The organism is Delftia sp. HK171, assembly GCF_001886655.1.
GTDB lineage: Bacteria > Pseudomonadota > Gammaproteobacteria > Burkholderiales > Burkholderiaceae_C > Comamonas > Comamonas acidovorans.
The window spans coordinates 3,071,666-3,092,765 of the sequence record NZ_CP018101.1 but is presented as its reverse complement, the minus strand read 5'-3'; the positions used below and the strand labels follow the sequence as shown (position 1 = coordinate 3,092,765).

At 65.3% G+C, this 21,100-nt stretch carries 22 protein-coding genes; 11 read left to right on the top strand and 11 right to left on the bottom strand.

Annotation, left to right across the window (positions count from 1 at the left end; all coding sequences use genetic code 11):
* The first annotated feature begins 76 nt into the window (after positions 1-76).
* Entirely contained in the window at positions 77-1,027 is a 951-nt protein-coding gene (locus tag BO996_RS14080) for a LysR family transcriptional regulator (protein ID WP_034398359.1), read from the top strand.
* 29 nt (positions 1,028-1,056) lie between these two features.
* Here the strand turns inward: BO996_RS14080 and BO996_RS14075 are convergent, their stop codons facing one another.
* A complete protein-coding gene (locus BO996_RS14075) occupies positions 1,057-1,617 on the bottom strand; it encodes a dihydrofolate reductase family protein (RefSeq protein ID WP_071955119.1) in 561 nt (186 codons plus the stop codon).
* A gap of 220 nt (positions 1,618-1,837) precedes the next feature.
* Here BO996_RS14075 and BO996_RS14070 point away from each other — a divergent pair, with 220 nt between their 5' ends.
* From BO996_RS14070 to BO996_RS14060, 3 genes are all read left to right on the top strand, one after another.
* Positions 1,838-2,944, top strand: coding sequence for an alkene reductase (locus BO996_RS14070; protein WP_071955117.1), 1,107 nt, complete (start codon positions 1,838-1,840; stop codon positions 2,942-2,944).
* Positions 2,945-3,017: 73 nt separating this feature from the next.
* Positions 3,018-4,037, top strand: coding sequence for a zinc-binding alcohol dehydrogenase family protein (locus tag BO996_RS14065; RefSeq protein WP_071955115.1), 1,020 nt, complete (start codon positions 3,018-3,020; stop codon positions 4,035-4,037).
* Between the two features lie 3 nt (positions 4,038-4,040).
* Entirely contained in the window at positions 4,041-4,340 is a 300-nt protein-coding gene (locus BO996_RS14060) for a putative quinol monooxygenase (RefSeq protein WP_071955112.1), read from the top strand.
* A 48-nt stretch (positions 4,341-4,388) separates the two neighbouring features.
* Here the strand turns inward: BO996_RS14060 and BO996_RS14055 are convergent, their stop codons facing one another.
* The gene (locus tag BO996_RS14055; RefSeq protein ID WP_034392211.1) at positions 4,389-5,339 is read right to left on the bottom strand and encodes a LysR family transcriptional regulator; all 951 of its coding nucleotides are present in this window, start codon (positions 5,337-5,339) and stop codon (positions 4,389-4,391) included.
* A gap of 99 nt (positions 5,340-5,438) precedes the next feature.
* On the opposite strand from BO996_RS14055, the gene BO996_RS14050 reads away from it, so the two are divergent.
* Positions 5,439-6,419: a Bug family tripartite tricarboxylate transporter substrate binding protein gene (locus tag BO996_RS14050; RefSeq protein WP_071955110.1), complete on the top strand. Its 981-nt coding sequence runs from the start codon at positions 5,439-5,441 to the stop codon at positions 6,417-6,419.
* Between the two features lie 12 nt (positions 6,420-6,431).
* Positions 6,432-6,824 (top strand): 5-carboxymethyl-2-hydroxymuconate Delta-isomerase, encoded by a 393-nt coding sequence (locus BO996_RS14045; RefSeq protein ID WP_071955108.1) that lies wholly within the window; start codon positions 6,432-6,434, stop codon positions 6,822-6,824.
* 67 nt (positions 6,825-6,891) lie between these two features.
* Here BO996_RS14045 and BO996_RS14040 read toward each other — a convergent pair whose 3' ends face one another.
* Entirely contained in the window at positions 6,892-8,178 is a 1,287-nt protein-coding gene (locus BO996_RS14040) for a M16 family metallopeptidase (protein WP_071957101.1), read from the bottom strand.
* A 157-nt stretch (positions 8,179-8,335) separates the two neighbouring features.
* Positions 8,336-9,478 (bottom strand): DUF3883 domain-containing protein, encoded by a 1,143-nt coding sequence (locus BO996_RS14035; RefSeq protein WP_071955106.1) that lies wholly within the window; start codon positions 9,476-9,478, stop codon positions 8,336-8,338.
* Between the two features lie 319 nt (positions 9,479-9,797).
* On the opposite strand from BO996_RS14035, the gene BO996_RS14030 reads away from it, so the two are divergent.
* Both BO996_RS14030 and BO996_RS14025 read left to right on the top strand, forming a co-directional pair.
* A complete protein-coding gene (locus BO996_RS14030; protein ID WP_016448215.1) occupies positions 9,798-10,172 on the top strand; it encodes a nucleotide pyrophosphohydrolase in 375 nt (124 codons plus the stop codon).
* Complete coding sequence (locus tag BO996_RS14025) at positions 10,169-12,040, top strand: DUF2075 domain-containing protein (RefSeq protein ID WP_071955104.1); 1,872 nt, start codon at positions 10,169-10,171, stop codon at positions 12,038-12,040. The genes BO996_RS14030 and BO996_RS14025 overlap by 4 nt, the downstream gene beginning before the upstream one ends.
* Before the next feature lie 92 nt (positions 12,041-12,132).
* Here BO996_RS14025 and guaA read toward each other — a convergent pair whose 3' ends face one another.
* From guaA to BO996_RS14005, 4 genes are all read right to left on the bottom strand, one after another.
* Complete coding sequence (gene guaA, locus BO996_RS14020; protein WP_034364424.1) at positions 12,133-13,749, bottom strand: glutamine-hydrolyzing GMP synthase; 1,617 nt, start codon at positions 13,747-13,749, stop codon at positions 12,133-12,135.
* A 31-nt stretch (positions 13,750-13,780) separates the two neighbouring features.
* The gene (locus tag BO996_RS14015; RefSeq protein ID WP_071955102.1) at positions 13,781-14,215 is read right to left on the bottom strand and encodes a type II toxin-antitoxin system VapC family toxin; all 435 of its coding nucleotides are present in this window, start codon (positions 14,213-14,215) and stop codon (positions 13,781-13,783) included.
* Complete coding sequence (locus tag BO996_RS14010; protein WP_012204855.1) at positions 14,212-14,490, bottom strand: type II toxin-antitoxin system Phd/YefM family antitoxin; 279 nt, start codon at positions 14,488-14,490, stop codon at positions 14,212-14,214. The genes BO996_RS14015 and BO996_RS14010 overlap by 4 nt, the downstream gene beginning before the upstream one ends.
* 140 nt (positions 14,491-14,630) lie before the next feature.
* Positions 14,631-15,560, bottom strand: a complete 930-nt coding sequence (locus BO996_RS14005; RefSeq protein ID WP_071955100.1) for a LysR family transcriptional regulator — start codon at positions 15,558-15,560, stop codon at positions 14,631-14,633.
* Positions 15,561-15,653: 93 nt separating this feature from the next.
* On the opposite strand from BO996_RS14005, the gene ilvD reads away from it, so the two are divergent.
* A complete protein-coding gene (gene ilvD, locus BO996_RS14000; protein WP_071955098.1) occupies positions 15,654-17,348 on the top strand; it encodes a dihydroxy-acid dehydratase in 1,695 nt (564 codons plus the stop codon).
* Positions 17,349-17,453: 105 nt separating this feature from the next.
* Here the strand turns inward: ilvD and guaB are convergent, their stop codons facing one another.
* Complete coding sequence (gene guaB, locus BO996_RS13995; RefSeq protein ID WP_013803023.1) at positions 17,454-18,929, bottom strand: IMP dehydrogenase; 1,476 nt, start codon at positions 18,927-18,929, stop codon at positions 17,454-17,456.
* Between the two features lie 136 nt (positions 18,930-19,065).
* Here guaB and BO996_RS13990 point away from each other — a divergent pair, with 136 nt between their 5' ends.
* On the top strand, positions 19,066-19,623 hold the full coding sequence (locus BO996_RS13990) for a DUF4124 domain-containing protein (RefSeq protein WP_071955096.1): 558 nt from the start codon (positions 19,066-19,068) through the stop codon (positions 19,621-19,623).
* A gap of 13 nt (positions 19,624-19,636) precedes the next feature.
* Here BO996_RS13990 and BO996_RS13985 read toward each other — a convergent pair whose 3' ends face one another.
* Positions 19,637-19,981, bottom strand: a complete 345-nt coding sequence (locus BO996_RS13985; RefSeq protein ID WP_012204850.1) for an RnfH family protein — start codon at positions 19,979-19,981, stop codon at positions 19,637-19,639.
* Positions 19,974-20,426, bottom strand: coding sequence for a type II toxin-antitoxin system RatA family toxin (locus tag BO996_RS13980; protein ID WP_043783393.1), 453 nt, complete (start codon positions 20,424-20,426; stop codon positions 19,974-19,976). Before BO996_RS13980 ends, BO996_RS13985 begins: the two co-directional genes overlap by 8 nt.
* Before the next feature lie 168 nt (positions 20,427-20,594).
* Here BO996_RS13980 and smpB point away from each other — a divergent pair, with 168 nt between their 5' ends.
* On the top strand, positions 20,595-21,068 hold the full coding sequence (gene smpB / locus BO996_RS13975) for an SsrA-binding protein SmpB (RefSeq protein ID WP_013803027.1): 474 nt from the start codon (positions 20,595-20,597) through the stop codon (positions 21,066-21,068).
* Positions 21,069-21,100 lie beyond the last annotated feature (32 nt).

The following is a 21,100-nucleotide window of genomic DNA, read 5'->3' as shown; positions in this document are numbered from 1 at the left end:
CAGCGCGGTCCACCGCTTGGTCAACTACGCGGCAGGTCACCCTGGCCGCCCTCCCCCTCTCCACCTCTTGCACACCGTGCTGACACGACTGACCTTCAGACAATTGGAATACTGCGTGGCAGCGGGCGAATTCGGCAGCATTGCCGAGGCCGCCAACCGCATCCACGTCTCGCCCTCGTCCATCTCATCGGCCATCACCCAGGTGGAGGCCGAGCTGCAGGTGCCGCTGTTCGTGCGCCACCATGCGCAAGGCCTGTCCGTCACGCCCGCAGGCGCCGAAGTCCTGCGGGAGATCCGCGGCCTGCTCGACCAGGCCATGGCCTTGTACGACGTGGCCAGCAGCGCGCAAAGCCAGGTGCGCGGCCCCGTGCGCGTGGGCTGCTTCACCACGCTGGCGGCCATGGTCGCCCCCGAGCTGTGCCAGGGATTCGCGCGCGCCCACCCCAAGGCCACGGTCACCCAGATCGAGGACCACCAGGAAGGACTGATCCACAAGCTGCGCACCGCGCAGATCGATGTCGCCATCACCTACGACCTGCTGGTGGCCGAATCGGACATCTGCTTCGAGCCCCTGGCCCAGCTGCCGCCCATGGTCATCGTCAGCGAACTCAATCCGCTGGCCAACCACCGCTCCACCACGCTGGAGGCGCTGGCCCAGCTGCCCATGGTCCTGCTGGACCTGCCCCTGAGCCGTGAATACTTCATGTCGCTGTTCCGCGAAGCCGGCGTCTCGCCCCTGATCGCGGCCCGCAGCGCCAGCCCCGACGTGGTGCGCTCCCTGGTCGCCAACGACGTGGGCTACTCCCTGGTCAACGTGCGCCCGCGCAACTCCCACGCGCTGGACGGCAAGAAGATCGTCAACCTGCACCTGAACGGCAACCACCGCCCCATGAAACTGGGCCTGGCCTGGGCCCGCGAACAAAAGCCCCGCCATGTGGTGGAAGCCTTCATGCACCGCTGCCGCAGCTTCATCTCCAATGAATACATTCCGGGGATGACGGCGCCTGGGCGCGGGGAGGCGAACTAAGCGGCGCGCAGACCGAATCAGGGAGCCCGTCAGGCCGTGCTCTTGCGCACCTCGTAATGCAGCACCGCCATGCCCTCGCCGATCTGCCGCACGGATAACAAACGCAACACCGGATGCAGCACCCGGCGCGGAAACAGCGGCTTGCCCCGGCCCAGCGTGGCCGAGCCCACGCTCAGGATCATCTCGTCCAGCAGGCCCGCGTCGTAGAACTGGCCTGCCAGGTCCCCGCCTCCCATGATCCAGAGGTTGCGCCCGCCGGCCGCAGCCTGCATCTGCGCATGCACGGCACGCACATCGCCACTGACAAACCGGATATCGGCACCCGGGATACCAGGCAGCGTGCGGCTGGAAAACACCCAGGCTGGCTGCGTATAGGGCCACGCCGCCCCGGTCTCCTGCGCCACCGTCTCCGCGTGGCGCAGCATCCATTCGTAGGTGGCGGACCCCATGGCCAGCGCGCCCACGCCGGCAATGAACTCCGGGTAGCCCGTGGCCTGCATGTCGCCCAGCGGGAACAGCCAGTCCAGGGAGTCGTCCTCGGTAGCCAGGAATCCGTCGAGTGAGGTGGCGGCGAAGTATTGGGTCTTCATGGGGGAGATGGTAGCCAGGCAGGCGCGGCACGGCCATCCGCCCGGGTGTTGTGCAGGCCGCGCCTTGACCTCATCGTCAAATTTCTTTTGAAGCCGCCTTCAGTCCTGCGGGTCTTTTTCAATTGAAACGCCCAGGTCAACATCGCTCCATGCCCAGACGACTTGCGAACCGGGTTTCCGCCACCGCCCCAACACCTGTACAGCTCCGCCAAGAAACCGAATGACCACCGCCTCCACGCCCCTGTTTAGCCCCCTGCAGCTCGGCACGCTCAGCCTGCCCAACCGCATGGTGATGGCCCCCATGACGCGCAGCCGCACCAGCCAGCCAGGCGACGTGCCCAATGCATTGATGGCCACCTACTACGCACAACGCGCCAGCGCCGGCCTGATCGTCTCGGAAGCCACCCAGATCTCCCGCCAGGGCCAAGGCTACAGCTTCACCCCCGGCATCTATTCAGAGGCGCAGGTGGACGGTTGGCGCCGCGTCACGGACGCGGTGCACGCCGCCGGCGGGCGCATGGTGCTGCAGCTGTGGCACGTTGGCCGCATGTCGCATGCCAGCTTTCACGCCGATGGCCTGCCGGTCGCGCCTTCGGCGCTGTCGCCCGAAGCGCAGGTCTGGGTGGTCGGCGACGACGGTGTCGGCCGCATGGTCGACTGCCCCGTACCGCGCGCACTGAGCGCACAGGACATCCAGGACGTGATCGGCGACTTCCGCAGGGGCGCGGCCAATGCGATGCGTGCCGGTTTCGATGGCGTGGAAATCCACGGCGGCAACGGCTACCTGATCGATCAGTTCCTGCGCACCACCTCCAACCACCGCACCGACGCCTACGGCGGCGGCATCGCCCAGCGCACGCGCTTCGCCGAAGAGGTCACGGCCGCCGTGGCGAGCGAGGTCGGGGCCGAGCGCACCGGCATCCGCCTGGCGCCCTTCATCACGCAGCGCAACATGAACTGCCCGCAGATCATCGAGACCATCCTGCATCTGGCCAGCAAGCTCGACGAGATCGGCCTGGCCTACATCCACCTGTCGGAAGCCGACTGGGACGATGCGCCCGAGATTCCGCACGACTTCCGCCACGCGCTGCGCCGCGCCTACCAGGGCAAGGTGATCGTTGCGGGCAAGTACGACGCGGAGCGCGCCCAAGCCATCCTGCACGAGGGCCTGGCAGACCTCGTTGCCTTCGGCCGCCCCTTCATTGCCAACCCGGACCTGCCGGCGCGCTACGCCGCCCAGGCGCCGCTGGCCGCATTCGATCCGAAGGCCCTGTTTGGCGGCGACGCGCGCGGCTACTCGGACTACGCAGCCCTCGCCACTGCCTAAAACCCTCCTTGCTCGCCCTCCCTGCTCTCCCTCCTTGCTCCCCCCCTCTTCCTCAACCTTTGAAAGCACGACCATGAAAGCCGTTGGATACCAGAAACCCCAGGCCATCAGCCAACCCGAATCGCTGATCGACATCACCCTGCCCGATCCCGTGGCCACCGGCCGCGACCTGCTGGTCGAAGTCAGGGCCGTGTCTGTCAATCCGGTGGACACCAAGGTGCGCGCCAGCGGCGTGCCCGCCGAGGGGCAAACGCACAAGGTGCTGGGCTGGGATGCCAGCGGCATCGTCAAGGCCGTGGGCCCCGAAGTCACGCTGTTCAAGCCGGGCGACCGCGTCTGGTACGCCGGCTCCATTGCGCGCCCTGGCACGAACAGCGAACTGCACCTGGTGGACGAGCGCATCGTGGGCCACGCGCCCAAGTCGCTGGACTTTGCACAGGCGGCGGCCCTGCCCCTGACCGCCATCACCGCGTGGGAGATGCTGTTCGACCGCCTGGGCATCGCGCCGGGCAAGCACCCCAGCCACAAGACGCTGCTCATCATCGGCGCCTCCGGCGGCGTGGGCTCCATCCTCACGCAGCTGGCCACGCGGCTGACCAGCCTTACCGTCATCGGCACCGCATCGCGGCCCGAGACGCAGGCCTGGGTCAAGGAGCTCGGCGCCCACCACGTGATCGATCACAGCCAGCCGATTGCCGACGAACTCAAGCGCATCGGCTTTCCCACGGTGGACCTCATCGTGAGTCTCACGCAGACCGACCTGCACTTCGCACAGATCGTCGAGGCGATCGCGCCCCAGGGAAAATTCGGCCTGATCGACGATCCCGCGTCGCTGGACATCACCAAGCTCAAGCGCAAGTCGGTGTCGGTGCACTGGGAATTGATGTTCACCCGCGCCCTGTTCGGCACCGACGACATGATCGGCCAGCACCGCCTGCTCAACGAGGTTGCCGCACTGGTCGATGCCGGCCTGATCCGCACCACGCTGGCCGAGCGCTTCGGCAGCATCAACGCCGACAACCTCAAGCGCGCCCATGCCCTGATCGAGTCGGGCAAGGCGCGCGGCAAGGTGGTGCTGGAGAACTGGGGCTGAACCATGAAGACAGAGACCATTTTCAACCTGGCCATCCTTGAAGCGAAGGCCGGCCAGCAAGACCAGCTGCGCGACGCCCTGCGCGCGCTGGTGCCATTCACCCGGCAGGAGGCCGGATGCCTGGACTACACGCTGTTCGAGCTGGCGGACACCCCCGGCACCTTCTACATGCGGGAGTCATTCAGGGACCAGGCAGCGCTGGATGCGCACTTCCGCATGCCGTACTTCAAGGCGTTCGAGAAACGCTTCGACGAACTGCTGGCACGCCCCCTGCAACTGGTGGGCCTGAAGGAAGTGCCCTGACGGGCGGTAGAGATCCGGGCGGTACGGATCCGGCCATCCGGCCGACGACTAGCGCGCGGCTGCAACGCGCCGCCCCCACGCTGGCGGCAGCGTGGGGGTTGCCGCCGACAGCTCGTCCCATACGTACTGGGCGGCAAAGCCGTGGTGACGGCTGCGTGAGCGCACCAGGCAGGCTTGCCGGCCCAGATTTCTTTCGGCCAACGGGACTGCGTCCTGCACGTCCAGGCTCATTGCCGCGGCACCGTTGAGCAGCGCAACCATGCCGTTTTCACGGGCGGCATGCACCAGGTCCTCCAGCGTATCGGACTCCAGATGCACGCCCGGCTTCAGCCCCTGCGCCGCAAAGGCGTTGTCGAGCTGGCGCCGCATGGCGTATTCGCTTGGCAGCAAGGCCAGGGGGTGGTTCGCGACCTCGCTGAGCTCCAGCAGGCGTCGCCGCCGGCGGGGCTTCAATCCGACGGCCACCACCGGCTCGTCGAAACAGGCCAGGATCTCCAGGTCGGCATGCGGCTCCGGGTCGAAGCTGACGGCGAGATCGAAATCGCCACGCAACACGCCCTCCACCAAGGCCTGTGCGGTGCGCCTGCGCAGTGCGATCGCCAGCTGTGGCCACTGCGCCTGGGCACTGCGCACGACGGGCAGTACCCAGCATCCCGCGTATGACTGCACCAGGCCGATGCGCACCAGGCCCGCCACGGTGCTCGCACGCGCCTGCACGTCGCGCAGCGCCGCCTGCAGCTCCCTGAGGCAGGCCGACACCCGGCGGTCGAGCTCATGTCCGGAGGCCGTGGCAACGGCACGCCCGCTCGCACGGTCGAACAGATGCACGTCCAGGGTCGATTCCAGCAAGGCGATCTGCTCCGAAAGCGCCGCCTGCGAGATCGAGGCATCGCGCGATGCCGCACTGAAGCTGTGCGCCCGCATCGCCGACACGAAGTAGCGCAACTGGCGCAATGAGACGAGATCGAGGGGGTCGCGGCTGCGTGCGGACATGGCCATCGGATTATCCGATAGGCGCGGCCAGAAAATGCGAATTGCGAAGAAACAAGGGCCTGCCGACACTACGGCCACGAGACAACTCTGGTCACGAGAGCACCGATGAAACGACGCAACTTCCTTCAGTACGCCAGCACGGCGACGGCCATTTCAGCCTTGGGCGCAAGCCCCTTGGCGCGCGCGCAGGCATTCCCTTCCAAGCCCATCCGCATCATCTGCCCCTATCCGGCAGGTGCGACCACCGATGCCGTCTCCCGCCTGATGGCGAACGCCTTGCAGACGGACAGCGGCAGCACGGTGATCGTCGACAACCGCAGCGGTGCGGGCGGCAACATCGGCACGGAGGCGGCGGCACGCGCCGAGGCCGACGGCTACACGCTGCTGCTGGGTGCACTCGGCCCCATGGCCGCGAACCCGGCGCTGTACTCCAGGCTCAACTTCGATCCGGCCAAGGACTTCACACCGCTGGCGTTGGCCGCCTCGGTGCCGTTGATCTGGGCCGTGCATCCCTCCTTCCCGGCGGCCACGGCCAAGGAGGCGCTCGAATGGCTGCGCAAGAACCCGGGCAAGTTCTCCTACGCATCCGCCGGCAACGGCACGCCGCAGCACCTGGCGGGAGAGCTCGTCAAGCGCCAGACCGGCACCTCGATCCTGCACATTCCCTACCGGGGCTCCGCGCCTGCACTCAACGACGTGCTGGGCGGCACGGTGCAGATGGTGTTCGAAGCCACGCCGGCCATCCTGCAGCATGTGCAAAGCGGGCGCCTCAAGGCGCTGGCCGTGACGTCCGCCAGGCGCATTCCCGCGCTGCCCGGCGTGCCCACGCTCAAGGAATCGGGCGTGGACGCCGAGATCAGCGGCTGGTACGGCTTCCTCGCGCCCGCTGCGACCCCGGCCGACCGCAAGGCCTGGCTGGTCAAGCACATGGGCGCGGCGCTGGCGACCAAGGCCACGCAGGACAGGCTGGCCGAACTCGGCTCGGTGCCCATCGACAACTCGCCCCAGGCATTCGCACGCCTGCTGGACAGCGAGCGGGCACGCTGGCAGACGCTGATCCGCGAAGTCGGCATCAAGCTCGACTGAAGGCGCCGCCCCATGCCGCACATCGCCATCGAGGTATCGCCATCCTTGCTCCCGTCGATCCAGTGGGAGCCGGTCCTGCACGCCATGCACCTTGCGCTGGCCGAGCGCGGATGGGCGCGGCTCGCGGACCTGAAGTCGCGCGTGGCACCCATCGCCGTCGGACTGTGCGGCGACGACCCCCACGCGCAGCAACTGATCGCCACCCTGACGCTGACCAACCCGCGCCCGCCACAGATGTGCTCGGCCATGGCCGAGGTCGTGTTCGCGCATCTCTCGCGCGCGATCGGTGCGCCCCTGGAGTCAGCGGCGTGGGTGCAGTGCTGCGTGTTCCTGCAGGAGCACCCGAAGTCGCACTACCTCAAGCGGCAATGGAACGCTCCGCCGCCCCCTCCCTCAACTCCATGACAACGGGAAAAGCGCCATGTGTTGCGGCTGGCGGTTGGCCGCTGGCCGCTGATCGCGCGCTGCCGGCTCAGGCCGCCAGACCTGCGGCCAGCTGCCGCACGGTCCGGGCACTGGCGCCCTTGCCGGTGATGGCCACCGCCGGAGGGTGGGCCAGCATGCGCTCGAAGACCTTGCGCACTTCCTCGGCACCGATGCCATCGATCATCGCCAGCGTTTCGGCCACGGACGTCACGCTGCCATGGGCAAAGAGGTCCTCGACAGCCCGCTCCATGGTGGCGTAGGTCCGCTCGCCCGCACGCACCCGCGAGACCGCCAGCTGGTTCTTGGCCCGTTCCAGATGCACGGGGTCGATGCCGGCCGCCTGGGCGCGCAGCAGGCCGCCTGTCGCTGCCACCAGCGCTTCGAGCTTGTCCGGCGTCGTGACGGCATGCACGATGAAATTGGCCCAGACGTCACCACCCTCCATCGCCGCATAGGCCGTATAGGCCAGTCCGAGCCGTTCGCGCACGGTATCGACCAGGGGCGACGACATCCCCTCGCCCAGCAGATGGGCCGCCAGCGAGGCCACGAGACGCGCACGCTGCGGGTGCTCGCCCTGCAACTGCTCGAACACCAGGGGATAGGCCAGGTTCACGAACACCTGGGACACCTGCGTGAAACGTTGCGCCAGGGCCTGCCCCACATACTTTGCGGGCTGAGGGGGCAGCGCCACAGCGGGATCGGCCGAAGCAGGCATGCCGGCGAACAGCTGCGCCGCCTGCTCCAGCCAGGCCGGCACATCGAAGTTTCCGGCCGCAACGACGACGGTCTTTTCTCCCACGTAATGGGACTGCACATGGCGCACCAGATCCTGCCGGGTGAAGCCTTCGATATTGGCCACCGTGCCGATCACCGGCATGCCCATGGGGTCGTCGCCCCAGATGGCGCGGTCCAGCAGATCGCCGGCGCTGTCCTCCGGGTCCTCTTCGTACTCGATGGCCTCCTGCCGGATCACCTGCAGCTCCCTTTGCAGCTCATGCTCGGGAAACACGCTGTTCAGCACGATGTCCGCAATCATTCCCAGCAAGGCCTGCGCATGCCAGCCCAGGCCGGTCATGAAATAGCCGGTGATGTCCTTCCCGGTGAAGGCGTTGACCTCCGCGCCCAGCCGCTCCGCATCCAGGTTGATCTCCTGCACGGAACGCGTGTGCGTGCCCTTGAACGCCATGTGTTCCAGCACATGGCTGATGCCGTTGCTGGTGGAGGTCTCGTCGCGGGAGCCCACGCGCAGGAACACACCCACGCTGACGCTCTGCAAATGCGGCATGGGCAGCGCCAGCAGCCGTACCCCGTTCGCAAGAGTGCGCAAGGCCATGGCAGGCCGCTCCAGTTCGGTTGCCGCCAGGGGCTTTTCTTGAATCATGGGCTATTGTCGTCGCGCTCCAGAGGATGCGCAGGGCAGCCCTCTTCAGCCCTCTTTCATGTGCCTGTGATCAAAGCTGCGGGGAGCTCTGGCTCGGCCGCCCTGCGCGTTACCCGACCAGGCGCCGGAACGACGCCCGAAAATCGATGGGCTCCAGGTGCAGCTGGTCCGCCAGCGGCCAGTTCAGGATGTAGAGCCTTGGTTCCTGCCGGAACTGAAAAACCCGGTAGAGATGGAAGGCATCCCCGGCCTCTGCTGCGAAATCCAGTTCGTTGCGGCTGATGATGAAGGACGAAGCATGCCCGCCATTGGTGGTCTTGACCTCGATGAAGCGATGCTCGCCGGGCCGCTCATGCGAGAGGATGTCGTAGCCGCTCCCGTCGCCGAGCCGGTCCGAGACCCAGTCCAGCTGCTGGAAAAGCTCCGGATACCCGGCATGGACAAGTCGCCGCTGCTCGAATCCGATGACCCACTGCTCTCCGGCACGGCCAAGATGCCGGTTGCCTTCATCACGCTGGGCCCAGTTCGTCTTGCGTGGAAATCTGACCTTGGCGCCGTCTTTCGCCAACTGCGCCACTGTCTCCAGCGCAGGCGGTTCAACCAGGCAGGCATGAAAACTCTGCTCATCAGACGTCTTGACCTCCTCCATCGCATCCACTACGCGGGAAACCAGGCCCGGCTGATTCAGGACGAACTGCTGCACCGCCTGACGCAACAGAAGCTGAGCGTTGCTCCGGGGCTTGTAGCCGCGGATGAAGGGCAGCTCCAGGTCATGCAGGACGGCGCTGATGTTCTGGAACTTCAACTCCACCGATCCCTTGCTGCGCTCACGCAGCCGCTGGCGCAACTGCGCATTGAATTCGGTCTTGGTGTAGCGCTGCTGCTCGGCCTCCAGCAAAAGCATCTCGAAATATGACGCGACCGTGGCCTGCACCTCATCGAAGGTCCAGTCTTCACCAATGCGCACGACATCGAAGCCCAGATGCTGCAATCGAGGAACGACGGTGGCCTCTCCACCGGAGAAATCATTCGGCTTGAGCGGTCCCTCCTGCGGGAACTGATGGCCGAACGCAGCTCCGACGATGGCCTTGGAGTCGCATAGCTGCCCGGTTCTTGCATTGCGAACCAAGAAATCGCGCGATTTTCCAAATCCGTATCGCTTCAGGAATGCCGTCCGACCAAGACGTGAAAACTCGTCCAACGCCGCCTGAACGGCCGCAGGACTTTGAAGGCGAGAGAGTTCAACAGCCATCAGCGTTTGGGAGAAGTATCTTCATGCGGAATCAATACCCACGAGCTAGGGTCCGCAGCAGCACACAGCAAATTGCAAAGAAATAGTACTTTACGTTACAAACGCATGCTTGGTCTGGTAGCAGCCATGTCTTTCATGGGGAACACTGGACTCCGTTTGTCTGCGCGCAAGTGCTTGCACCGGACCTGGGAATCAGGCGGCGAGTTCTTACATCCAAGCCTCGCCAGGTTCAGAATTTTCATAGGCACAGCGATACTTCAGGTCTCTGAGTCCTAGGAACTACAGAATAGGTAACAATCCGTTCCGAAAGGGTCTGGATGTGGACAAAAGTCTGATTGACGTGACGGGCGCGGTACACGCGCTGAGGCAGTTTGCGCAAGAGCGGGAGTGGCAACAATTCCATTCACCCAAGAATCTGGTCATGGCTCTCTCGGGCGAGGTGGGTGAGTTGACCGAAATATTCCAATGGATGACCGAGGCCGACTCTCATTCGGCCGCCTCGAATCCTAAAACCGCCTCGGCGGTACGCGACGAACTGGCCGATGTCGCCCTGTACCTCATCCGCTTGGCGGATGTGCTGGACGTGGACCTCAACGCAGCCATCGCCAGCAAGCTGGCTTCCAACGCCGCCAAATACCCTGTCGAGGCGTCGCGCGGCGTCAGCACCAAATACGACCAGCTGCCCGAGCCATGATCGTTTATCAGGCCGAGAAGACACAATTCCTGCTCGACTACGACGAACGCGATATTGAAGACGTCATCTACGCGAAGTACCAGGCAGCGACTCACCGCAAGGTAGCCAAGGCGGAGATCCGATCATGGCGCGAGTCACTGGGCTACATTGCCCGCCTTCTGCGTGACCCGGAAATCGCACCCGACATCGGGGTCGCTGTCGAATTCATCCTGCCGCAATCGTCAAAACGCATCGATGTCATTCTTGCCGGACATGCCGACGACGGCTCTCGACGGCTGGTGGTGGTCGAACTCAAGCAATGGTCATCGGTCGGCGCCACCGACCGCGATGCCATCGTGCTTTTGCGCGGTGGAATGCGCCCTGACCAGGCACGCATTCACCCCAGCTACCAGGCGTGGTCGTACACGGCATTTCTGGAGGGGTTCAACGAGGCCATCTATGACGGCGGGCTGCAGCTGAAGCCTTGCGCCTACCTGCACAACTATGCCGCCGATGGCATCATTGACTCCCCCCAGTACCAGCCCTATATCGAGCGGGCACCTTTGTTCCTGAAAGGTGATGAAGACCGCAAGAAACTCCGCGAGTTCATCAAACAGCACATCCGGCATGGCCGAGGCCGCCAGGTGCTGTTCGATCTTGAACGAGGAAGGATGCGCCCATCCAAAGCGCTGGCGGATGTGGTCGGCAAGCTGCTGAAGGGCAACAGCGAGTTCGCGCTAATCGACGACCAGAAGGAAGTGTTCGAGGCTGCGAAGGCGGCATGCCGCCAGGCCAGCGCCAGCGGCAGGCCTCGCGTCTTGATCATTGAGGGCGGTCCTGGAACCGGCAAGTCGGTGATCGCCGTCAACCTGCTTGCGGCTCTGCGCGAAGGGTTGACCGTCAAATACATTTCCAAGAACGCTGCCCCACGTGCTGTCTACAGCGACAAACTGATACAGACGCGCGACAACGCACATCTGGTCAATCTTTTCGGCGGATCAGGCTCCTTCACGGAAACCGTGCAGGATGCCTTTGATGTCTTGGTCGTGGACGAAGCACATCGCCTAACCGAAAAAAGCGGCTTCTATGGGAATCTGGGCACCCATCAGGTCAAGGAGCTGATAGAAGCCGCCAAGTGCAGCATCTTCTTCATCGACGAAGACCAGCGCGTGACTCTCAAGGATGTAGGTTCCAAGGAGGTCATCCGCAAGTTTGCAGCCGGGCGGAATGCTGAGGTAGAGGAATATTCGCTGACTTCCCAATTTCGGTGCGCCGGCTCCGACGGCTACCTGGCCTGGGTAGACCATACGTTGCAGATCCGAGCTACCGCCAACCCTAGCCTTGCAGATATTCCGTTTGACTTTCAGGTGTTTGACGACCCCTCGGATCTGCACAAGGCCGTCGAGACGAAGAACACCAACAACCGGGCACGCGTTGTGGCTGGTTACTGCTGGCCATGGAACAGCAAGAAGGATCCCAAGCTTATGGACGTAGTCATCGGAGACTACGAGCGCCAATGGAATCTGGACCAGGACGGCAGCCTCTGGATCGTGGCACCGAACTCTGTGGCACAGGTCGGCTGCATACACACCTGCCAGGGGCTGGAAGTGGACTATGTGGGAGTCATCATCGGGCCAGACCTGACCATCATGGGTGACACGCTAGTGGCAGTGCCCCGAGCGAGGGACAGACATGACAAGACCATGAAGGGATTCGTGAAGATGACTAAGGAGCAGCCTGCCGAGGCCGCACGGCTGGCGGACAGCATCATCAAGAACACCTATCGCACCTTGATGACCCGTGGCATGAAGGGGTGCTATGTGTATGCCACGGACGCGAAGCTGAGGGCATACCTGCGCCAGCATTCGGCCGTTCCAGCATCCCACTGAACAATGGCAAGCGGGCAGAAAAAAAGCCCGCATTGATGCGGGCTTGAGGTGGAAACACTGCCAGACAGTTCCAGCAGTTTCCTATTGCGCAATCATTCCCACTCAATCGTCGCCGGCGGCTTGGTCGAAACGTCGTAGGTCACGCGGTTGATGCCGCGCACTTCGTTGATGATCCGGCCAGACACCTTCTTGAGCAGGCCGTACGGCAGCTCGGCCCAGTCGGCGGTCATGAAGTCGCTGGTCTGCACGGCGCGCAGGGCCACGACGTAGTCGTAGGTGCGGCCGTCGCCCATGACGCCCACGCTCTTGACGGGCAGGAAGACGGTAAAGGCCTGGCTGGTGAGGTCGTACCAGTTCTTGCCGGTGGCTTCGTCGGTCCAGTTGCGCAGTTCCTCGATGAAGATGGCGTCGGCGCGGCGCAGCAGGTCGGCGTATTCCTTCTTGACTTCACCCAGGATGCGAACGCCCAGGCCCGGGCCGGGGAAGGGGTGGCGGTAGACCATTTCGCGCGGCAGGCCCAGGGCCACGCCGAGTTCGCGCACTTCGTCCTTGAACAGGTCGCGCAGGGGCTCGAGCAGCTTCAGGCCGAGCTGCTCGGGCAGGCCGCCGACGTTGTGGTGGCTCTTGATGGTGACGGCCTTCTTGCTCTTGGCGCCGCCCGACTCGATGACGTCGGGGTAGATGGTGCCCTGGGCCAGGAAGGTGGCGCCCTTGTGGCCACCGTCGCCCGCCTTGAGCTTGGCGGCCTCGGCCTTGAAGACGTCCACGAACAGGCCGCCGATGATCTTGCGCTTGGCCTCGGGCTCGCTGACGCCGGCCAGCTTGCCCAGGAACAGGTCGCTGGCGTCCACGCGGATGACCTTGGCGTGCAGCTTGCCTTCGAACATTTCCATGACCATGTCGCCTTCGTTCAGGCGCAGCAGGCCGTGGTCCACGAAGACGCAGGTCAGCTGGTCGCCGATGGCGCGGTGGATCAGGGCTGCAGCCACGGAGGAGTCCACGCCGCCCGACAGGCCGAGGATGACTTCCTCGTCGCCCACCTGCTCGCGGATTTTGGCGACGGCTTCCTCGATGTAGTCGCCCATGATCCAGTCGGCGTTGGCCGCGCAGATCTCGCGCACGAAGCGGTTGAGCAGGGCCGCGCCCTGCACGGTGTGCGTGACTTCGGGGTGGAACTGGACGGCGTAGAAGCGGCGCGCCTCGTCGGCCATGCCGGCGATGGGGCAGGACGGCGTGGAGGCCATGACCTTGAAGCCCGGGGGCAACTCGGTGACCTTGTCGCCGTGGCTCATCCAGACCTTGAGCATGCCGTGGCCTTCGGCCGTGGCGAAGTCCTCGATGCCCTTGAGCAGTTCGGTGTGGCCATGGGCGCGCACTTCGGCGTAGCCGAATTCGCGGGTGTGCGAGCCTTCGACCTTGCCGCCCAGCTGGGTGGCCATGGTCTGCATGCCGTAGCAGATGCCCAGCACGGGAATGCCCAGCTCGAACACGGCGTCGGGGGCGCGGTCGTCCACTTCGTAGACGCTGGCGTGGCTGCCCGACAGGATCACGCCCTTGAGGCGGCCGTCGGCGGCGAATTCGCGCACCCAGTCGCTGCTGACGTCGCAGGGGTGGACTTCGCAGTAGACATGGGCTTCGCGCACGCGGCGGGCGATCAGCTGGGTGACTTGGGAGCCGAAGTCAAGAATGAGGATCTTGTCGTGTTGCATGGTCATCTCAGGCAAAGGTGATGGGAGGGGATCAGAAATCTTCAGGGGCCAGCAGCGCCAGCCCGCGCTTGCGGGCAGCGGCGGCCTGGGCCGCGTCAAAGGTGGCCAGCGGCAGGCGCAGCGACTGCGCCAGCCACAGGTAGGCCGCGTCATAGACCGGCAGGCGGGTGTCCAGCGCCACGTCGAGCACGGCCTTGTGCTGGGCGGGCGCCAGCTCGTGCAGCTCCACGCGGTGGCGGATGGCCTCGAGCACGCCCCACAGGCCTTCGATCGAGCTGTGCGGAATGCGGCCGCCGTGCACGCCCGAGGCGATCAGGTTGCCGCACTCCCACTGCCAGAGGTTGGGCGCCTGCGGGTCCACTTCGTGGCGGCGGATGCGGGTATACAGGCGCTGGGTGTGCACGCTGGCGGCATCGGGCAGCAGCCAGGCGGCGGTGACGGAGGCATCGAGCACGAAAGAGGTCATGCCTGGCTCCGGCCTGCGTGGCGCAGTCGGGTGGTGGAGTCCGGCGCCTGTGCCGACTGTGCCGGCTGGGCTGGCCGCACCGTGGCCTGCAGCGCCTGCATCTGCTCCAGCTCGCGGGCGATCTGCTCGTCGGTGATGACGGGGCGGCGGCGCACCGGCAGCATGCGCACCACTTCCTTGCCGTGGCGGGTGATGCGCACTTCCTCGCCCTGCTCGACAAGTTCGATCAGGGCGGAGAAACGGGTCTTGGCTTCGTAGATGCCGACAGATTGCATGGCGGGGCTGAAAACAAAAACAGGCCTAGTATCCGGCCTGGCCCGAATTCTATCATTCTGGCCAGAATTTCCAAAAATTCAGACCAGAACCTTGCGGATATTCCAGGCATTGGCCTCAGCTGCCTGCTGGCGCGCCCCACTCAATGCTGTTCGCGCACGAAGTCGACAAACCGCGCCAGCGCGGGCGACATGGCGTCGGCCGGCCAGGCCAGGCTGGTCTCGCAGACCGGCAGGGCAACGGCCTTGCTGCCTGCACGGGCGCTGGCGAAAACCGCCTCGCGGTAGACCACGCCGGGCCTGCAGAACTGCATCACGCTGGCGGGCACCCAGGCCAGGCCGATACCGCCCCAGACCAGGTTCACGATGGTCTGCATCTGTATCGCCTGCTGCGCGATGCGCGGCACATGTCCGTGCCGTCGGTACAGATCCGTCACCGCGTCATGGAGCGAGGGCATGATGCGGCGCGGAAAGATCACCAGCGGCTGCTCCAGCACCTCGTCGAGCATCAGCCGGTCCGCACCGGCAAGCGCATGCTGCTGAGGCAGTGCCAGCACCATGGCTTCCCGTCCCACGGCCAGGCGCTCCAGGCCGGCCGGCGCATGCCCGGGGGCATGCAGCATCAGCCCGGCATCGATCTGCCCGCGCTCGAAGGCTTCCATCTGCACATCGCTGGTGGCCTCGACCAGCTCCAGCGCCACACCTGGCGTGCCTGCAACGAAGTCCCGCACCCACAGCGGCAGCCGGGTGAAGCCGATGGTGGAGACAAAGGCCAGCCGCACGCGCCCCACTTCTCCCGCTGCCGCAGCCCGCGCAATCCCGGGCAGCGCAGCCGCCCGTCCCAGCAGTTCACGCACCTGCGGCACAAGCGCCTCGCCGGCCGGCGTCAGCGCGACGTGGCGGCTCGAGCGCTCGAACAGCGCCACGTCCAGGCTGCGCTCCAGCTGGGCGATGGCCTGTGTGAGCGGCGGCTGCGTCATGTGCAGGCGCGACGCGGCGCGGCCGAAGTGCAGCTCGTCCGCCACGGCCAGGAATTGCCGCCAGACGCGCAGATCAATGGGGGGCTCATTCATATGCGCAGCATATCAATCATGCCGATGAATAGGATTGGATCAGATGAATCAGTCGGCCCATACTCATCCAACCCCCACAACGAGAGACATGCCATGACCCCGCCGAACCAGATCAACCGCCGAAGCGCCCACATCACCGAAGGCAAGGCGCGCGCAGCCAACCGCTCCATGTTCTACGGCATGGGCTACAAGGAAGAGGATTTCAAGAAGCCCATGGTCGGCGTGGCCAACGGCCACAGCACGATCACGCCGTGCAACTCCGGCCTGCAAAGGCTGGCGGACGCGGCCATCGCAGGCATCGAGGAAGCCGGCGGCAATGCGCAGGTGTTCGGCACGCCGACCATCTCGGACGGCATGTCCATGGGCACGGAAGGCATGAAGTACTCGCTGGTCAGCCGCGAGGTGATCGCCGACTGCATAGAGACCTGCGTGGGCGGCCAGTGGATGGACGGCGTGCTGGTGGTCGGCGGCTGCGACAAGAACATGCCGGGCGGCATGATGGGCATGCTGCGCGCCAATGTACCGGCCATCTATGTCTACGGCGGCACCATCCTGCCCGGCAGGTGGAAAGGCCGGGACCTGAACATCGTCAGCGTGTTCGAGGCCGTTGGCGAGAACGCCGCGGGAAAGATCAGCGACCAGGAGCTCAAGGACATCGAGCAGCACGCCATTCCCGGCACGGGCTCGTGCGGCGGCATGTACACCGCCAACACCATGTCCAGCGCGTTCGAGGCGCTGGGCATGAGCCTGCCCTACTCCTCCACCATGGCCAATCCCCATGATGAAAAGGAAAACTCGGCCAAGGAATCCGCCAGGGTGCTGATCGAGGCCATCAAGATGGACCTCAAGCCGCGCGATATCGTGACGCGCAAGTCCATCGAAAACGCGGTCTCGGTGATCATGGCGACCGGGGGCTCCACCAATGCCGTGCTGCACTTTCTTGCGATCGCCCATGCGGCCGGCGTGCCCTGGTCCATCGACGACTTCGAGCGCATCCGGCAGCGGGTGCCGGTGCTGTGCGATCTCAAGCCCAGCGGCAGATACCTGGCGGTGGACCTGCACCAGGCGGGCGGCATCCCGCAGGTCATGAAGATCCTGCTGAATGCGGGCCTGCTGCACGGCGACTGCATCACCATCTCGGGCCAGACCATCGCGCAAACCCTGGCCGGCGTGCCTGACGAACCGCCCAACCCCCAGGTCATCCGCCCCCTCTCGGACGCGCTCTATCCGCAGGGCCACTTGGCCATTCTCAAGGGCAACCTGAGCCCGGAAGGTGCGGTGGCCAAGATCACGGGCCTGAAGAACCCGGTCATCACCGGCCCGGCACGCGTGTTCGACGATGAGCAATCGGCGCTTGCGGCCATCCTCGACGGCAGGATCCAGGCCGGCGACGTGATGGTGCTGCGCTACCTGGGCCCCAAGGGCGGCCCCGGCATGCCGGAAATGCTGGCACCCACGGGCGCCCTGATCGGCGCCGGCCTGGGCGAGAGTGTGGGCCTGATCACCGATGGCCGCTTCTCCGGCGGCACCTGGGGCATGGTGGTCGGCCACGTGGCGCCGGAAGCGGCCGTGGGCGGCACCATCGCGCTGGTGCATGAGGGCGACTCGATCACCATCGACGCGCACGCATTGCAGCTGCAGCTGAACGTGCCCGAAGACGTGCTCGCCCAGCGCCGCGCGGCATGGAAGGCTCCCGCGCCCCGCTACACGCGGGGCGTGCAGGCCAAGTTCGCGTTCAACGCATCGAGCGCCAGCTCGGGCGCGGTGCTGGACAACTTCGCCATCTGAGCTTCGCCATCTGAGCTTCGTGAGCGCACGAAAAAAAGAGGTCCGGGCAGTGGCTGCCCGGACCTCTTTTCCATCTCGCGCCAAGGCGCTGGATCTGGATATGGATCAGTCGGCGCGGTAGTTCGGCGCTTCCTTGGTGATCTGCACGTCATGCACGTGCGATTCACGGATGCCTGCGGCGGTGATCTCCACGAACTCGGCCGTGTTGTTCATCTCTTCGATGGTGGCGCAGCCGCAGTAGCCCATGGCAGCGCGCACGCCGCCGGCCATCTGGTAGACGATGGAGACCATGGAGCCCTTGTAGGGCACGCGGCCTTCGATGCCTTCGGGCACGAGCTTGTCGGCGTTGGGATTGCCGGTGCTCGATTCCTGGAAGTAGCGGTCGGCCGAGCCCTGCTGCATGGCGCCGATGGAGCCCATGCCGCGATAGCTCTTGTACGAACGGCCCTGGTACAGGATGACTTCGCCCGGAGCCTCTTCGGTGCCGGCGAACATGCCGCCCATCATGATGGTCGAGGCGCCAGCGGCCAGGGCCTTGGCGATGTCGCCCGAGAAGCGGATGCCGCCGTCGGCGATCAGCGGCACGCCCGTGCCCTGCAGGGCCTGGGCCACGCTGTCGATGGCCATGATCTGGGGCACGCCCACACCGGCGACGATGCGCGTGGTGCAGATGGAGCCAGGGCCGATGCCGACCTTGACGGCGTCGGCGCCTGCCTCGGCCAGTGCCAGCGCAGCGGCGCCGGTGGCGATGTTGCCGCCGATGACATCGACCTGCGGGTAGTTCTGCTTGACCCAGCGCACGCGGTCGATCACGCCCTTGCTGTGGCCGTGGGCCGTGTCCACCACCAGTGCATCGACGCCGGCCTTGACCAGCAGCTCCACGCGCTGCTCGGTGCCCTCGCCCACGCCCACGGCGGCGGCCACGCGCAGGCGACCTGCGCTGTCACGCGCTGCGTTGGGGAAGGTGGTCTGCTTGGTGATGTCCTTGACGGTGATCAGGCCCTTGAGTTCAAAGGCGTCGTTCACGACCAGGATGCGCTCGAGCTTGTGCTTGTTGAGCAGGGCCTTGGCTTCCACGGGCGTGGTGCCGTCCTTCTCGTTGACGGTGATCAGGCGCTCGCGCGGCGTCATGATCTGGCTGACCTTGACGTCGTAGCGGGTCTCGAAGCGCAGGTCGCGGCTGGTGACGATGCCCACCACCTTGCCGCCGTCGCACACAGGAAAGCCGGAGATGCCGAGGTTCTCGGACAGCTGCAGCACCTGCAGCACGGTGTGCTCGGGGGTGATGACCACGGGGTCGTGCACCACACCGGATTCGTGGCGCTTGACCTTGGACACTTCGGCAGCCTGTTGCTCTGCCGTCATGTTCTTGTGGATGACGCCGATACCGCCCTCTTGCGCGATGGCAATGGCCAGACGCGCTTCGGTCACGGTGTCCATGGCGGCGGACACAAGGGGGATGTTCAGGGAGATGTTGCGCGAAAAGCGCGTCTTGAGCGAGGTGTCCTTGGGCAGGACCTGGGAGAAAGCGGGGACCAGGAGGACGTCGTCGAAGGTCAGGGCTTTACCGAGAAGGCGCATGTGAGAGCTCCAAAAGAAGGATTGTACCCGTGCGCCGGATCACAATGTATGCTGTAGGCCATTGTTCCCCGCTATCGCTGCCCGCCATCATTTCCTGCTATTGCTACCTGCAACCGGCCCGATCACCCCAATCACCATGCATGCCACCAAGCTTGTTTTGCTAGCCGCGCTTGCCGCCTGTTCGCTATCCGCAGCCGCCCAGTGGCAATGGGTCGACGCCACAGGCCGCAAGGTCTTCAGCGACCGCGCGCCACCCCCTGACATTCCGGCCAAGAACATCCTGCGCCAGCCTGGCGGCAGCGCGCCCGCTCCAGCAGCGGCGGCGCCATCCACGGCACCCGCGGCTACAGATGCGGCCACGCAGCCCGCTGCAGATGCAAAGGCACAGGCAGCGCCTGCCGCCGCCGCCAAGGACGCCAAGCCCGCAGGCACCGACAAGGCCCTGGAAGAGCAAAAGCGCAAGGCCGAGGCCCAGGAGGCCGCCAAGGCCAAGGCAGAAAAGGACCGCATTGCCAAGGATCGCCAGGAAAACTGTGCGCGGGCAAAACAGGCCAAGACGGCACTGTCATCGGGCGGCCTGCTGGCACACACCAATGCCCAGGGCGAACGCGGCTTCATGGACGAAGCCACGCGCAACAGCGAACTCAAGCGCGCCGACGCCACCATCGCCTCGGACTGCGGCCCGGTGCGCTGAGCGCCTCCCTCCTTCAGTAACCGGCCTTGGCCCCGGGCCTTTGGCGCTGGAACAGGCCCGTGGCGCGGGCTCCCTGGCGCGCAAAGCGCTCTCGGCGCGCCACCTTGGGGTCCACGGTCAAGGGCCGGTACAGCTCCACGCGATCGCCGTCGCGCAAGCCTTGCGTCAATGGTGCGCTGCGGCCCCAAAGGCCAGCGGGCCCCTCCTGTGCAAAGCCCAGCGCCTGCCAGCCACCAGCGGCCTCGACTGCGTCGGCAATCGAGGCACCGGCCGGCAATTGCAGGGTCAGCTCAACGACTTCACCGGCACGCGGGCTGCATGCCAGCGTGATGCACAGAAACGGCCGGGGTTCAGCCATAGACCTGCTCGGCGCGCTTGACGAAGGCATCCACCATGGAGCCCGCGATGCGGTCGAACACCGGGCCGACCACGGCGGCCAGCGCCATGTTGTCAAAGCCATAGTCCAGCTGCAGCTCCACGCGGCAGGCACGCTGCGTGCCGTCGCCCACGGGGCGGAACATCCAGTTGCCCTCCAGCCGCGAGAACGGCCCCTTGATCAGGCGGATGCTGACCTGGCGCCCGCCGTCGTCGAGCACGCTGTGCGTGTTGCGCGTGACGAAGGACTTGCGCATGCCGCCGAATGCAATGCCCACCTCGGCCGTCATGCCCTGCTCGTCCTGCTCCAGCACCCTGGCCTGGTCGCACCAGGGGAGGAAGTCGGCATAGTGGGCCACGTCCGTCACCAGGGCAAACATTTCTTGGGGGCTGTACCAGATCAGGACGGACTTGTTGACTTTTTTCATGAATGGGGCGGGCTGCACGGCATGCAAAACACCGGCTGCGCGGTCATGGCGCATACGGCTGTCACAATGACGGCAAGGCGAAACTAAAATCCCGCACGGAGGCGAGACGGCAATCCAGTATTGTATGGAGAGCTTTCATCTCCAGGTTTTCGCCGCATCTATTACTCCATGGCCAAGAAACCTGAAACACAGTCGCGCATCGCCGACAACAAAAAAGCCGCGTTCAACTACTTCTTCGAGGAACGCTTCGAGGCCGGCATCGTGCTGCACGGCTGGGAAGTGAAGGCACTGCGCAGCGGCAAGGTGCAGCTGACCGACGGCTACGTCATCGTCAAGGACGGCGAGCTGTTCCTGCTCGGCTGCCAGATCAACCCGCTCAAGACCGCCTCCACCCACGTCAACCCCGACGCGGCGCGCATCAAGAAGCTGCTGCTCAAGAAGGACGACATCCTGCGCCTGATCGGCAAGGTCGAGCAAAAGGGCTTCACGCTGGTGCCCATCAACCTTCACTGGAAGAACGGCTTCGTCAAGTGCGACATCGCCCTTGCCAAGGGCAAGGCCGAGCACGACAAGCGCGACGTGATCAAGGACCGCGAAGGCAAGCGCGAGGTCGAGCGCGCCATGAAGAGCTTCAACCGTTGACGGGCATCCGCAGCTTTTTTTGCACTGCTGCG